General features: G+C 33.8%; 9 protein-coding genes. 5 read left to right on the forward strand and 4 right to left on the reverse strand.

All coding sequences use genetic code 11. The annotated features are described in order from the left end of the window. Positions 1-183: 183 nt before the first annotated feature. The 5 genes from Q4Q35_RS21355 (at position 184) to Q4Q35_RS21375 (ending at position 9,629) form a co-directional block, all read left to right on the forward strand. A complete protein-coding gene (locus Q4Q35_RS21355) occupies positions 184-780 on the forward strand; it encodes an RNA polymerase sigma factor (RefSeq protein ID WP_303280095.1) in 597 nt (198 codons plus the stop codon). A gap of 209 nt (positions 781-989) precedes the next feature. Further along, on the forward strand, positions 990-2,144 hold the full coding sequence (locus Q4Q35_RS21360) for a FecR family protein (RefSeq protein WP_303280096.1): 1,155 nt from the start codon (positions 990-992) through the stop codon (positions 2,142-2,144). A gap of 112 nt (positions 2,145-2,256) precedes the next feature. Beyond that, the gene (locus Q4Q35_RS21365; protein WP_303280097.1) at positions 2,257-5,619 is read left to right on the forward strand and encodes a SusC/RagA family TonB-linked outer membrane protein; all 3,363 of its coding nucleotides are present in this window, start codon (positions 2,257-2,259) and stop codon (positions 5,617-5,619) included. An 18-nt stretch (positions 5,620-5,637) separates the two neighbouring features. Next, positions 5,638-7,101 carry a RagB/SusD family nutrient uptake outer membrane protein gene (locus Q4Q35_RS21370; RefSeq protein WP_303280098.1) on the forward strand — a complete coding sequence of 488 codons (1,464 nt, stop codon included), beginning with the start codon at positions 5,638-5,640 and terminating at the stop codon, positions 7,099-7,101. A gap of 161 nt (positions 7,102-7,262) precedes the next feature. Continuing rightward, positions 7,263-9,629, forward strand: coding sequence for a PDZ domain-containing protein (locus Q4Q35_RS21375; RefSeq protein ID WP_303280099.1), 2,367 nt, complete (start codon positions 7,263-7,265; stop codon positions 9,627-9,629). A 33-nt stretch (positions 9,630-9,662) separates the two neighbouring features. On the opposite strand, the gene ilvA is transcribed toward Q4Q35_RS21375, so the two are convergent. From ilvA to ilvB, 4 genes are all read right to left on the reverse strand, one after another. After that, positions 9,663-10,928, reverse strand: coding sequence for a threonine ammonia-lyase IlvA (ilvA, locus tag Q4Q35_RS21380; protein ID WP_303280100.1), 1,266 nt, complete (start codon positions 10,926-10,928; stop codon positions 9,663-9,665). 90 nt (positions 10,929-11,018) lie between these two features. Further along, positions 11,019-12,494 carry a ketol-acid reductoisomerase gene (gene ilvC / locus Q4Q35_RS21385; protein WP_303280101.1) on the reverse strand — a complete coding sequence of 492 codons (1,476 nt, stop codon included), beginning with the start codon at positions 12,492-12,494 and terminating at the stop codon, positions 11,019-11,021. Between the two features lie 20 nt (positions 12,495-12,514). Further along, the gene (gene ilvN, locus Q4Q35_RS21390) at positions 12,515-13,048 is read right to left on the reverse strand and encodes an acetolactate synthase small subunit (protein WP_303280102.1); all 534 of its coding nucleotides are present in this window, start codon (positions 13,046-13,048) and stop codon (positions 12,515-12,517) included. A 126-nt stretch (positions 13,049-13,174) separates the two neighbouring features. Further along, complete coding sequence (ilvB, locus tag Q4Q35_RS21395; RefSeq protein ID WP_303280103.1) at positions 13,175-14,911, reverse strand: biosynthetic-type acetolactate synthase large subunit; 1,737 nt, start codon at positions 14,909-14,911, stop codon at positions 13,175-13,177. Positions 14,912-14,948: the final 37 nt, after the last annotated feature.

Genomic DNA, 14,948 nt, shown 5'->3' on the forward strand with positions numbered 1-14,948 from the left:
AAACACTAAATAAGTACAGCTGAATTAATTTTTAATAATGATAAGTTATAAAGAAACCAGAATAATTTAAAGATGCTTTAAATTAGAAATTCTCAAAAATATATTGTAAAATAGCCGTTTCTTACTTAATTTTTTGGATGTTAATACCATAAATCAGATTTATATTTCATTAAAGAATATTTAATGTCACTTAAGCAAACATATAATGAAGCGTTACTGGTTAATGAGCTTATGCAGGGAAATAAAAAAGCCTTTCGAAAGCTATTTGATACGTATAGTAACGATTTATACAAATTTAGTTTGAGCATGGTTTGTTCAAAGGTTTATGCAGAAGAAATCGTTCAAGATGTGTTTTTGAAGGTGTGGATTAAACGAGCGTCTTTAAATCCCGAAATGTCCTTCAAGTCTTATCTTTTTACAATTACTAGAAATCAAAACATCAAGTTTTTAAAGAAAGCCGCAAATAATCGAAAATTGCGAGAAGAAATTTTTTATAAGAGCCAAAAGTTTGCCAGCTCAACGGAACTTTATATACGTGAATCTGAATTAGAATTATTAAAACAGGAAGCATTGGATAAGTTATCTCCTAAAAGACGAATAATTTTCGAAATGTCTCGAAATGAAGGTAAAAGTTATGAAGATATTGCAAACGAATTAGGCATTTCGGCTAACACAGTACGAAATCAAATGAGTAAAGCTTTAGAAACACTTCGTTTGTTCTTAATAGAAAATAAAGATATTGGTCTTGTACTTTTACTATTCTACAGACGTTGGTTGTAACCTTTATATTAGTTCCCAGCACTTTTATTTTACTATATTTTTATATTCAACAAAAGTTTTTATTTCTACTTAAACCTTAGGCACAATCTACCCTTTTGCCAGTTTCAATTATTTATTTTAAAATATTTACTAAAACCGAATAGTACTTCGAGCAAGCTCAAAGGTATAATAATAGACATGCCATAATAAAAATGATGAAATCGACCAAAATGAAAGAATTATTCAAAAAATATATTAAACGCGAATGTAATGAAGAAGAGGTAAAGCAAATTGTAACTTATTTTCAGAATTCAGAAGATTTATTTGATGTTCCAACTATAGAGGCTATACATGACATGTTAGAAAAGTATCCCGATATAGAGGAAAAAACTGCCAATCGCATCTTTAACAAAATATTAGAAGTAAGCAAAGAAGAAAGCACTCCAACAAAAAAGATGCCTTCTGTATGGAAATATGTAGCTGCAGCTATAGTTATCGGAGTATTGTCTACCACCTATATGTTTAGAGATAATATATTTGGTAAATCGGTAAAAACTGCTCCTATAATTGTAAACAATAATATAGAAGCAGGTACAAATAAAGCAACCTTAATCTTAGAAGATGGCTCTGAGGTAGTATTGGAAAAAGGAAGCATTTACCAAACACAAAATGCAAACAGTAATGGAGAACAAATCGTATATAAAGCAAAAAACCAAGATTCAGCGGCATTAGTATACAATTATCTCACCATTCCAAGAGGCGGACAATTCTTTGTCAAATTATCAGACGGTACACAAGTTTGGCTTAATTCTCAATCTCAACTAAAATATCCGGTGAATTTTAAAAAGGGCGAAACCCGTAAAGTAGAATTAGTTTATGGTGAAGCCTATTTCGATGTGTCACCAAGTACAGAACATAATGGCTCAAAATTCAAAGTGCTTAATCAAGCACAAATTATAGAAGTCTTAGGCACAGAATTCAATATTAAAGCTTATAACGACGAAGCAAATATTTACACCACTTTGGTAGAAGGAAGCGTTTCTATTAATACATCTACTTATAGCCAAACGCTAGAACCTAGTGAGCAATCTATCCTAAATATTCAAAGTGATAATATTTCGGTTGCCCCAGTAAATGTATACAATGAAATATCATGGAAAGATGGCATTTTTAGTTTTCGTAAAAAACCACTTATCGAGATTATGAAAGTGTTATCCCGTTGGTACGATATTGATGTCGATTTTGCTAACAAGGATATTGAGAAGGTTGGATTTAATGGTGTATTGGGCAAAGATCAAAAAATAGAAGACATATTAAAAACCATTAAAGATTTCGGAATCATTGAAGGTTATGAAATTATCGACAAAACAATCATTTTAAAGTAAAAAGTAAAGAAAGAAAAAAGAGAGCGAAGCTAAAGCATTTTGCGGTGACTCAACTTCGTCTCTCCAATAAAGTAATAATTAAACTAATGTCTAACTAATACAATGCTAATTTATGAAAACTAAATTAATTATTGCCCGTTCTTTAATTCGAAAACGGCTACTACTAACAATCATGAAAACGTTTATTCTTTTATTATGTACAACCGTTTTTAGCTTTAATGTGGAGAATTCATTTTCTCAAGAACAAATAACAATTGATACAGATAAACTAGTATCGGTTGATGAGGTCTTTTATATTATTCAAGACCAAACAAAGTATCGCTTTTTATACCCTCAAGATTTGTTTGCAAATGCACCTAAAGTGCAATTAAAAAAGGGAACTATAAAAATATCTAAATTACTAAACCAAAGTTTTTCTGGTAGTAATGTCAATTTTGAGTTATCTAAAGATGATACCATAATTATTAAAGAAAAGTCAACACCATCAATACTTCCCCCGGTAGACAATAAAAAAGCACAAGGCTTTCAAGTCTCAGGTAGTATTTTAGATGATAATGGGCAAGCCCTAACAGGTGCTAATATTATTGAAAAAGGTACAACTAATGGGACACTAACAGATTTTGACGGTAATTTTTCGATAAATGTATCAAACGGATCGGCCATATTAGTAATATCTTATATTGGTTTTTTAACTCAAGAAATAGCGATTAATAATCAATCTAAGTTAACAATCAACTTAAAAGAAGATGCTGCCGATCTAGGAGAAATAGTTGTTATTGGATATGGATCAGTAAGAAAATCAGATCTTACGGGTGCAGTATCCTCTGTTTCTGAGGGTGAAATCACTCAAGTACCTGTATCTAGTGTTTCTAGAGCTTTACAAGGTAGAGTAGCAGGTGTTAATGTTAATCAAGCTTCTGGACAACCCGGGCAAAATGTTGTTATTCGTATACGGGGAAGTAATTCCATTAGTGGGGGTAATAACCCGCTATATGTTGTAGATGGCTTTCCTTTAGATGAATTGGGGTCAGATTTAAATCCTGAAGATATTAAATCTATGGAAATACTAAAAGATGCATCTTCAACTGCAATTTATGGGTCTAGAGGAGCAAATGGTGTTATATTAATAACTACAAAACGAGGTTCTAATAACAAAATAAAAACGTCGTACCATGGTTTCTATGGAACACAAAGCCTTAGGAAAAAAATCGATCTGCTAGATAGAGACTCTTATATTGAGATGGCTAATACTATAGCTGCCGAAGAAGGCAATCCTCCAGTGTTCAATACCAGCGATCTGGCTAATATACCTAACAACGATTGGCAAGATCTGGTATACAGAAATGCCATGATGCAAAATCACCAAATATCATTATCCGGAGGTAACGAAAACGTAAAATATTATACTTCTTTAAACTATCTAGACCAAGAAGGTATAATTAAAAACTCGGGATTTGATAGGTACAGTATCCGAGTAAACGGCGACGTAAAAATAACTGAAAAGCTTTCATTAAGAAATAATCTTGTTATTGCTTGGTCTGAATTCAACCAAACTTTTGATGACCGTGCTGACGGTTTTGGCGCCATTCCGTTTACAACTCTAGTAATGCCACCAACATCTCCAATTCTAGAAGATGATGGAAACTATTCGGTATTTTCCGGAGTGCCATGGGGCGGTACCAATCCTGTAGGTTTTTCTGAAAACGACAAGTATCAAAGACTAAATACCAGAATACTTGGAAATATAGATTTAACATACCAAATAACAGACGGGTTAAGTTTTAAAACGAGTTTGGGTATAAATTCATTGAATACCACTACAAACACTTATAGGCCTATAGGAATCATTAGTACAGGTCCATCAGATGGTCAAGCATCAAAATCATTTAGCAAGAACTTGAGTTTTATAAATGAAAACATATTAAACTATACGAAACAGTTTAACAAACATTCAATTGGTGCTTTAGCCGGTATAACATATCAAAAAGATAAATCTGATGGCTTATCTGCCAGTGCTTCAGGCTTTTTAACAGATGTATTCGAAAACAATGTTCTTCAATCAGCAAATACAATTAGCAATCCAACAACCAGCTATGAAGACTTTAGCCTCATCTCATATTTAGCAAGAGCAAACTATAGCTACAATGATAAATACTTGGCAACTTTTACGGGTAGATATGATGGCTCGTCTAAATTTGGTAACAATAACAAATATGCTTTTTTCCCTTCTGCAGCTTTGGCGTGGAAAATTTCTAATGAGGACTTTTTAAGCAGTTCGGAAAACATTAGTAATTTAAAATTAAGATTTAGTATAGGTAAATCCGGAAATCAAGCCATTAGCTCTTATCAAACACTTGCTCGTTTACAAAACACCACACCAATTTTTGGAGACGGTCAAAATGTTGGTTTTGTATTAAGTGCGTTTGAAAATGCAGATTTAAAATGGGAAACCACAACAGCCAGTAACATAGGGATAGATTTAGGTTTACTAAACAATAGAATTAATTTTACAGCAGACTATTACGTTAAAAATACCGAAGACTTACTATTCAATGCTATTTTACCTACATCATCTGGTTTTACATCCTCAGTTAGAAATGTTGGAGAAATGGGAAACAAAGGTTTTGAATTTGAACTTGCAACTAAAAACTTCGTTGGAGATTTTAAATGGGATACCAGCTTAAATATGAATTTTAACCGTAATAAAGTTAAAAGCCTAGGGAATGATGGTCTAGGTAACCCAATTGAACGAATTGACGCTCCTGGCTCTGGCGGAAACTGGTTCCCTCTGTTTTTAGGAGAAGCCGGACAGCAATTATACGGTTTTGAAATTGAAGGTATCTACGAAACAGATGCCGAAGCAGTCCAAAACGGAGAGCCCAGTAAAACAGCTGGAGATTACAGATATAGAGATTTAGACGGAAATGGTATTGTAAATAGTGACGACAGAAAGATATTGACCAATTTACAACCTGACTTTACTTTTGGTATAAACAACAATTTTTCTTATAAAAACTTTGATCTTTCTATACTAGTGGTGGGGTCTGTTGGAAACGATATTGTTAATGAATTTTCCAAATACTATACAGCGCTTACTGGCAACTGGAATGTTACTAGAGAAGCTTGGGAAAATAGATGGACAGGACCGGGGTCTGGCGGTACTTATGCAAAAGCATCATCAAATGCCATAAACACAATAACATTTTCGGCACCAAATACCTTGTGGGTAGAAGACGGTTCCTATATTAAATTTAGAGATATCAAACTCGGTTATACACTACCAAAAAACATAACGGACAAAATCGGAATAGAGCATATTAGACTATATGCAAGTGGTCAAAACTTAATTACTATTACCAACTATTCTCACTATGATCCTGAAGCGGCATGGGAACGCGCTCCGGTTAATGGATGGGACAGAGGTGTTTACCCTTCAACAAAATCTGTGACTTTAGGGGTTCAAGTTGACTTTTAATAATTAAAAACTAAAAAAATGAAATTAAGAATATTAACAATATATAACTTACTCATATTCGCTTTATTGAGTATTAGTATTGCATCATGCGATGATATTTTAGAAGAAGATCCAAAAACATTTATATCTCCAGATAATTTCTTTAATACAGTAGATGACTACGAAGCAGCCATAAAAGGTGTTTACGGTATTACCCACAACCTTTTTGGTGGCAGACAAACAGAACTAAAAGAATTGTTTGCCGATTTTTATGACCAACCAGAATCTGCCGAACAAGGAACTGATATGTGGAGAAATAATCCTGGAAACAACTTTTGGGCAATAAGACAAGGTTGGTCTGTACCATACCAAGTTATTAGTAATGCTAACCAAATATTAGCTTCTTTAGAAGGTAATACGACTATTAGCGTCGCTAACAAAAACAGTATTGAAGCCGAAACCAAATTTTTAAGGGCTTATGCATATTTTCAGTTGGTACAATTATATGGAGACGCTCCTTTGCGTACAACTCCAGTAGGAAGTGTTAATGACGTTCAAATCGATAGAACATCTCAATCTGAGATTTATGATTTAATCCTACAGGATCTTATTGATGCTGAATCTGGACTACCTAATACTTCTGAACAAGAAGGTAGAGTTAATACCTATGTGGCAAAAGCTTTGTTAGCAAGGGTATATTTAACTACCGCAGGTAATCCTATGGGTATCACTCAAAATTATCAATTAGCATTAAATAAGGCCAATGAAGTTATAAATGGTCCATATAGTTTACTAGATAATTTTGCCGATGTATTTAAAAATACATCTTATACTTCAGAATCTATTTGGGAGATTTTATATTTAGATGGTGTAACAAGCAATGGAAAGCATAATCAAACTGCCCCTACAGGAAACCAAACAGCTTTATTGTTACCGACTACAGATTTCATTAATAGCTTTCCTAATGGTGATAGCAGAAGTTCATGGGGTATTCAAGACGGCTTTACTACTAGCGGAGGAAGCGTGTTTATTTCAAGAACTTATTTTAATAAATTTATTGACGAGAGCAAACTTGAGCAAGAATTACCACCTGCTGCAACGCAAACAGATTACTCATTTCCTATAATAAGACTTGCTGAAATGTACCTTATCGCTGCCGAAGCAGAAAATGAAATCAATGGCCCTGATAATGCTTACCCATATATAAATGAAATTAGGTCGAGAGCAAGAAATGATGAAAATGATCTCACTCATGTTCCGGACTTATCTGGTTTAACCCAAGAAGAATTTCGAACTGCAGTTCTTAATGAAAGAAAGTGGGAACTTTATACAGAAGAGCATGCTTGGTTCGACTTAAAAAGAACAAACACCTTTAATTCAGTACAAGATGCCAGAGGAGTTGAGTTAAACGTTCCTATAGGATCATACAACACAACTTGGATTTTACCTGATTTTGAAATATTGAACAATAACATTCCAGATAATCCGCCTTACGGTGGGTAAGGCTATTTTTATTTAAGTTTAGTTTTTTAAGGATGGGGAATCAATTATAATATTAATTCCTCATTCTTAAATATTATAACAAAAACTGTTAATGACGTTTCAAACTAAATCTACATATAATATTTTTTTTCACATTTATATTTTTCCTAATCTTCAATAAAATGAAACTATTAAATAAGTTAATATTATTGCTTTTAATGTCTTCATCAGCTTTTTTAAGTTGTAACAATAAGGAATATCTGTTATATGTTGACTCTACTACAGACAAGCCAAATAAAAATATTTATAAAAAAATAGAGGATGCGATCTTGAAAGTGGCGGAAATTCGAAAAAAAGACGAACATTCCAAAATCATTATTAACTTATTAGAAGGAGAGCACAGACTGGAGTCACCAATTGTGATTTCTGCAGATATGAGTAACATTGAAATTGTAGGAGAACATTCTAATAACGTAGTTATAAAAGGCTCTAAACAGTTAAATCTTAATTGGAAAAAATATGATGATCATATTTGGGTCTCTAAAGTATCAGAAAACATTTCTTTTGATCAATTATTTATAAACAACAAAAAGCAAATTCTTGCCAGATATCCAAATTATGATGAAACAGCTGGTCATTGGCAAGGCCATGCAGCCGATGCTATTTCAGTTGAACGGGTAAAATCTTGGTCGCAACCTAATGGAGCCATACTACATGTTATGCACGCAGGAGAATGGGGTGGGTTTCATTACACTATATCCGGAATGCATGACAACGGAGAACCTATTTTGTCAGGGGGGCATCAAAACAACAGGCCATCAGCAGGCATACACGAGAAATATAGAATGGTTGAAAATGTATTTGAGGAACTAGATAGCCCAGGCGAATGGTATTTTGATAAAAATTCTAAAAACCTGTATTACTGGCCAGAAAACAATTTAGACATTCAAACGGCTACTGTTGAAGGAGTACACCTAAAACATTTAGTAGAAATAACAGGAACTAAAAAATCACCAGCTAAAGATATTATAATAAAGGGAATTAAATTCGAACATACCCAAAGAACCATTATGGAAGCCTACGAACCCTTACTTAGAAGTGATTGGATGATTTATAGGGGTGGGGCATTGTTTATAGAAGGAACTGAGAATGTAACTATTGCTGATTGTGAGTTTACAAACTTGGGAGGTAATGTAATCTTTGTAAGTAACTATAACAGAAAAACGGTCATTAAAGGGAATCATATACACAACTGTGGTGCCTCAGCTATAAGCTTTGTTGGTAGTCCCAGTGCTGTTCGATCGCCTTCATTTCAGTATAATGAGTTTGTCTCATTAGAAAAAATGGATACTATTAAAGGTCCCGCAAACAATATGTATCCTAAAGCATGTATTGCCGACAATAACTTGATTCACAGGATTGGCAGACTAGAAAAGCAAACAGCCGGTATAGAAATTTCTATGGCTATGGATATTACTGTAAGCAATAACAGCATCTATGATGTTCCCAGAGCCGGTATAAATATAAGTGAAGGTACATGGGGCGGACATATTATAGAGTACAACGATGTATTCAACACTGTATTGGAATCTGGAGATCATGGATCGTTCAATTCGTGGGGAAGAGATCGTTTTTGGCACCCTAATCGAGAAGTAATGGATAGTATGACTACTAAAAGCCCTAAAATATCTTTATGGGATGCCATACATACCACAATTATAAGAAACAATCGTTTTAGATGCGATCATGGTTGGGATATTGATTTAGATGACGGATCTACTAATTATAAAATATATAACAACGTTTGCCTTAATGGAGGTATTAAATTAAGAGAAGGGTTTTACAGAACTGTAGAAAACAATATTATGATCAACAACGGCTTTCATCCACATGTATGGTTTAAAAACAGTGAGGATATATTTCGTAGAAATATTGTATTGACAGATCATAAAGATATAAGGCTCCAAAGTTGGGGAAAAGAGGTAGATTACAATCTATTCCCAAATCAAGAAGCTTTGTTAAAAGCCCAAAAAAACAGCACAGATATGCATAGTGTTTTTGGAAACCCAAAATTCGTAAATTCAGGTAAAGGGAACTATACTGTAATGGAAGATTCGCCTGCACTAAAAATCGATTTCAAAAATTTTCGAATGGATGGTTTTGGGGTAAAAAAACCTGCTTTAAAAGAAATTGCAAAAACGCCTGAATTTCCAGTTATCTGGTCGCTTACCGACAATAAAACCTCGAAATCGATCAATATCAATTGGCTCGGTGCTAAACTAAAAAATATTGAAACTCTTGCTGAAAGATCAGCTTCTGGGCTAAATAAAACTGCAGGTGTTCTTATTTTAAATATTGAATCGAAAAGTGTACTATCTAACTCTGATTTACAGATTGGTGATGTTATTATCGGCGGAGAACTAACCGAAATAAATGAAATAAAAGACTTAATGAAAGTATATCAAGAACATAACTGGAAAGGGATCCTAAAGTTAAAAGTTTTTAGAAACCAGAAAGCTACTGATATGACAGTAAAAACGAAAAAATAGTATTAATTTCTTAAAGATGGTCTAACTTACTTACTATACCAAAAACTGAAACAAATCCGGTTTATCATTTAAGTAATCGCCATAAAAATTATGACGTTTCATTTTGGATATTAACGGCTCCAAATCGGTAGCAGATTTTAATTGAATACCAACAACCGCAGAACCATTTTCACGGTTTGTTTTTTTAGCATATTGAAAATACGTGATATCATCATGTTCTCCTAAAATATCGACAACAAACTCTTTTAACGCCCCTGCACGTTGAGGGAACTTAACAATAAAATAATGCTTTAAATTGGCATGCAATAATGCGCGTTCTTTAATCTCGGAAGTCCTTGTAATATCATTGTTACTACCACTAAGAACACATACAACATTTTTACCTTTTATATCTTCTGCATAAAAGTCTAAAGCAGAAATGCTTAGTGCTCCAGCTGGTTCTACTACTATAGCATCCTTGTTATAAAGTTCTAAAATAGTCTCGCATACTTTCCCTTCGGGTACCGTTATCATATCATATAAGTGCTCTTTACAAATTGAAAACGTTAAATCTCCCACACGCTTTACTGCGGCACCATCAATAAATTTTTCGATGCTTTCTAATGTCGTGTTTTTATTATTTTTAATAGAAACAGACATAGAAGGTGCTCCTTCAGGTTCTACTCCAATAATTTTCGTGTTAGGCGATAATTGTTTAAAAACTGTAGACAGCCCTGCTGCCAATCCACCACCTCCAACTGCTATAAAAACATAATCTATAGGTTTTGTAGATTGCTCCAAAATTTCTAAGCCAATAGTGGCTTGTCCTTCTATAACTTTTTCATCATTAAAAGGATGAACAAATGTTTTGTGTAACTGCTCACATTCTAATATCGCTGCCTGATAAGCATCATCAAACGTATCTCCAATAAGTTTAATATCGATAAAATCACCACCAAACATTTTAACCTGCTCTACTTTTTGATTTGGTGTTGGAGCTGGCATATAAATAGTGCCTTCAATCTCTAATAATTTGCACGATAATGCCACGCCTTGTGCATGATTTCCAGCACTGGCACAAACCACGCCCTTTTCAGATTGATCAGAAGTTAGCGAACTTATTTTATTGTAAGCACCTCTAATTTTATAAGAGCGTACTTGCTGAAGGTCTTCGCGCTTTAAAAGAACGTTAGCACTATATTGATTTGAATATCTTAAGCTAGGGCTTAAAGGCGTAACTGCCGATACTTTTTTAATTGTATCGGCAGCTACTTTAATATTATCAATACTAGGAAAATATGTGTTGTTTTCCTTACTCATAAATATTTTATTTTAATTTCCCTTTTTTCTATGGGAATAGTAATTTCAAAAGAAACCTTTAAGACAAAATCTTTAGGACATTCTTTTAAATTATACGATAGGCTTCATAGCCGTCATAGAGGCTCTTAAGAAAGTACCAACCTTTTCAACAGGGTGATTTCTTAGTGCAGCATTTATTTCAATTAACTTTGCGTTATCAACACCTTTCCCATTATCTGTAGCATAAGCTTTTCCTATAACATCGATATCGATAGTTTTCATAAAATCTCCTAAAAGTGGCTTACATGCATGATCGAATAAATAACATCCATACTCTGCAGTATCAGAAATAACACGATTCATTTCAAATAATTTCTTTCTTGCAATAGTGTTTGCAATAAGTGGTGTTTCATGTAATGACTCATAATATGCAGAAGCATCAATAATTCCAGAATCTGTCATAGCTTCAAAAGCTAATTCAACTCCAGCACGAACAAAAGCAACCATTAATACACCATGATCGTAATATTCTTGCTCTGAGATTTCAACATCTCCTGCTGGTGTTTTTTCAAAAGCTGTTTCTCCTGTTGCTGCTCTCCAACCTAATAGGTCTTTATCATCGTTAGCCCAATCGGCCATCATACCACCAGAGAAGTTTCCAACCATAATATCATCCATATGTTTTTGGAATAATGGACGCATGATATCTTTTAATTCTTCAGATAATTCGAATGCTTTAATTTTTGCTGGGTTAGACAAACGATCCATCATGTTTGTAACGCCACCATATTTAAGACCTTCTGTGATTGTTTCCCAACCGTATTGAATTAATTTAGAAGCATATCCAGCATCAATACCTTTTTCAACCATTTTATCGAAACAAAGGATAGATCCTGTTTGAAGTAAACCACATAAAATAGTTTGCTCTCCCATTAAATCAGACTTAACCTCAGCAATAAAAGACGATGCTAAAACTCCTGCTCTATCGCCACCTGTTGCTGCTGCATAAGCTTTGGCTTGTGCCCAACCTTTTCCTTCTGGATCATTTTCTTCGTGTACTGCAATTAATGTTGGTACACCAAAACCTCTTTTATACTCTTCTCTTACTTCTGTTCCCGGGCATTTTGGTGCTACCATAATAACCGTAAGATCTTTACGGATTTGCATCCCTTCTTCAACAATATTAAAACCATGAGAATAAGATAACGTTGCTCCTTGTTTCATTAAAGGCATTACAGAGTTTACAACATTTGTATGCTGCTTATCTGGTGTTAAGTTTAACACTAAATCTGCAGATGGGATTAATTCTTGGTAAGTACCAACATTAAATCCATTATCTGAAGCATTAACAAAAGAGGCACGTTTTTCTGCAATAGCTGCATCACGTAAAGCATAAGAAATATCTAAACCAGAATCTCTCATGTTTAAACCTTGATTAAGCCCTTGAGCTCCACACCCTACGATGACTATCTTTTTACCTTTTAAAGCGTTTACTCCATCTGAAAACTCTGAAGCATCCATAAATCTACACTTAGATAATTGATCTAGTTTATCTCTTAATGAAAGTGTGTTAAAATAATTTCCCATTTTTATTTTATTATTGTTATTTATTGGTTATTGAATGCTAAAAGCATTTCTGTTATTTTCATTTCTTCTTTAGTGACTGCTATACGTCCGGAGCGTACAAACTGCATGATTCCGAAAACGTTTAAATCTCTACGTAACGATTCTATTTCATTTCGTCTTCCGGATTTTTCCAACACAAAAAACTCTTTATTTACTGTTACAATTCTTGCGTTGCTCTCTTTTATTATATTCTGAATTTGAGGTTCTTCAAACAATAAATCAGATTTTATTTTAAACATCCCAGATTCCTGATAAATAGTTTCTTCCTCGGTATGATAATAGGCACGAATTACCTCTACTTGTTTTTCAAATTGCCCTATTATTTTTTTAGCTTGAACTTCTGTGATATTAACAACAATGACAAACCTGTTTACACCTTCAATTTCAGACTGTGAAGTTGTTAAACTTTCTATATTAATATGTCTGCGTTGAAAAATTGCTGATATCCGATTTAATAAACCAATATTGTTTTCGGTATAAATGGATATAGTGAATGTTTTTATTTCTTTGTTCATTTTTAAAAAAGATATTTGACAAAAGAGGAAAGAGAAAAAGCTTTAATATTGCTTTTACCAAAAACCATGTCTTGTAACTTATTCATCTTGATTCTTTGTTCTCTATTCTTTGTTCTACTTTACTTACTAACTTAAACGGATATCTGAAACAGATGCTCCTGCAGGTATCATAGGAAAAACATTATCTTCCTTCTCAACACAAACCTCTAAAAAATAAGAGTCTTTTGATGCAATCATCTCTTTAACAGCATCAGCTAATTCTTCTCTTTTAGTCACCTTTTTAGCTTCAATATAATACCCTTTTGCAATGGTTACAAAATCAGGGTTAGTCATTTCGGTAGACGCATAGCGCTTATCAAAAAATAACTGTTGCCATTGGCGTACCATTCCTAAAAACTCGTTGTTTAATACCACTATTTTAACAGGTACTTTTTGTTGAAAAATGGTTCCTAACTCCTGAATATTCATTTGATACCCACCATCACCAATTATGGCAACTACTTCTCTTTCTGGAGCAGCCATTTTAGCGCCAATAGCAGCTGGCAATGCAAACCCCATAGTACCTAATCCTCCAGATGTAATATTACTTTTTGTTTTATTAAACTCTGAGTATCGACAAGCAATCATTTGATGTTGCCCCACATCTGATACGATAGCAGCATTACCCTTAGTTTCAATATTTATTTGCTTTAATACTTCTCCCATCGTTAAACCTTCTTTGGTTGGAGAAATATCATTTTTTATAACTTTTTCAAATTCTATTGCATATAAATCTTTAAACTCTTGAAGCCAAGATTCATGTGAATTCTTATTTAATAATGGCAATAATGCAGCCAAGCTTTCTTTAGAATTTCCTAAAACGGCTATATCTGCATATACGTTTTTGTTAATTTCTGCTGGATCAATTTCAAAATGAATCACTTTCGCCTGTTTTGCGTATGTATCTAAACTTCCAGTTACACGATCATCAAAACGCATCCCGATAGCTATAAGCAGATCGCATTCGTTGGTTAATTTATTAGGTGCATAATTACCATGCATTCCTACCATACCTATATTTAATGGATGGGACGTCGGAATTGCAGAAGCTCCTAAAATAGTCCATGCAGCAGGAATACCAGCCTTTTCAATAACGGCTTTTAATTCTTCTTCTGCTTTTCCTAAAATAACACCTTGTCCCCAAACAATCATTGGTTTTTTAGCAGTATTTATTAGTTCGGCTGCAGCTTTAACCGTATCTGTATTTATTTTTGGTACTGGAATATAACTTCTTACACCTGTACATTTTTCATATTTAAAATCAAGTTCTCCAAACTGAGCATCTTTGGTTATATCAATTAATACAGGCCCAGGTCTGCCACTTTTAGCTATATAAAACGCTTTGGCTAAAACTTCTGGAATTTCTGAAGCCTTAGTCACTTGATGGTTCCATTTAGTAACTGGTGTAGAAATACCAACGATATCGGTTTCCTGAAATGCATCACTTCCTAATAACGGAGAAAATACTTGTCCTGTAATACACACCAATGGTGTAGAATCTATTTGAGCATCGGCTATTCCTGTAATTAAGTTTGTTGCTCCCGGTCCTGAAGTTGCCATAGCAACGCCCACTCTACCAGAAATCCTTGCAAATCCTTGAGCGGCATGTGCTGCTCCTTGTTCGTGGCGTGTTAATACATGATGTATCTGATCTCTGTATTTATATAACTCATCATAAACCGGCATAATAGCTCCTCCTGGATATCCATAAAGAATATCTACACCTTCAGCTATTAAACATCTTATGATGGCTTCACTACCACATATACGCTCTGTTTTCTGAGTTATTCCTTGTTCTTTTTTTATTGTTTCTGTATTATTCATACTCATTATATTGAGATTTCTGTATGGTCACAACGGC

The sequence above is a fragment of the Flavivirga aquimarina genome, from assembly GCF_030540835.1.
Classification (GTDB): Bacteria; Bacteroidota; Bacteroidia; order Flavobacteriales; family Flavobacteriaceae; genus Flavivirga; species Flavivirga aquimarina.

Bases quoted from the DNA above. Each gene is read 5' to 3' on its own strand.
- Q4Q35_RS21355 (WP_303280095.1), top strand. From the start codon at position 184: ATGTCACTTAAGCAAACATATAATGAAGCGTTACTGGTTAATGAGCTT.
- ilvB (WP_303280103.1), bottom strand. From the start codon at position 14,911: ATGAATAATACAGAAACAATAAAAAAAGAACAAGGAATAACTCAGAAA.
- Q4Q35_RS21365 (WP_303280097.1), top strand. From the start codon at position 2,257: ATGAAAACTAAATTAATTATTGCCCGTTCTTTAATTCGAAAACGGCTA.
- Q4Q35_RS21375 (WP_303280099.1), top strand. From the start codon at position 7,263: ATGAAACTATTAAATAAGTTAATATTATTGCTTTTAATGTCTTCATCA.
- ilvC (WP_303280101.1), bottom strand. From the start codon at position 12,494: ATGGGAAATTATTTTAACACACTTTCATTAAGAGATAAACTAGATCAA.
- Q4Q35_RS21370 (WP_303280098.1), top strand. From the start codon at position 5,638: ATGAAATTAAGAATATTAACAATATATAACTTACTCATATTCGCTTTA.
- ilvN (WP_303280102.1), bottom strand. From the start codon at position 13,048: ATGAACAAAGAAATAAAAACATTCACTATATCCATTTATACCGAAAAC.
- Q4Q35_RS21360 (WP_303280096.1), top strand. From the start codon at position 990: ATGAAAGAATTATTCAAAAAATATATTAAACGCGAATGTAATGAAGAA.
- ilvA (WP_303280100.1), bottom strand. From the start codon at position 10,928: ATGAGTAAGGAAAACAACACATATTTTCCTAGTATTGATAATATTAAA.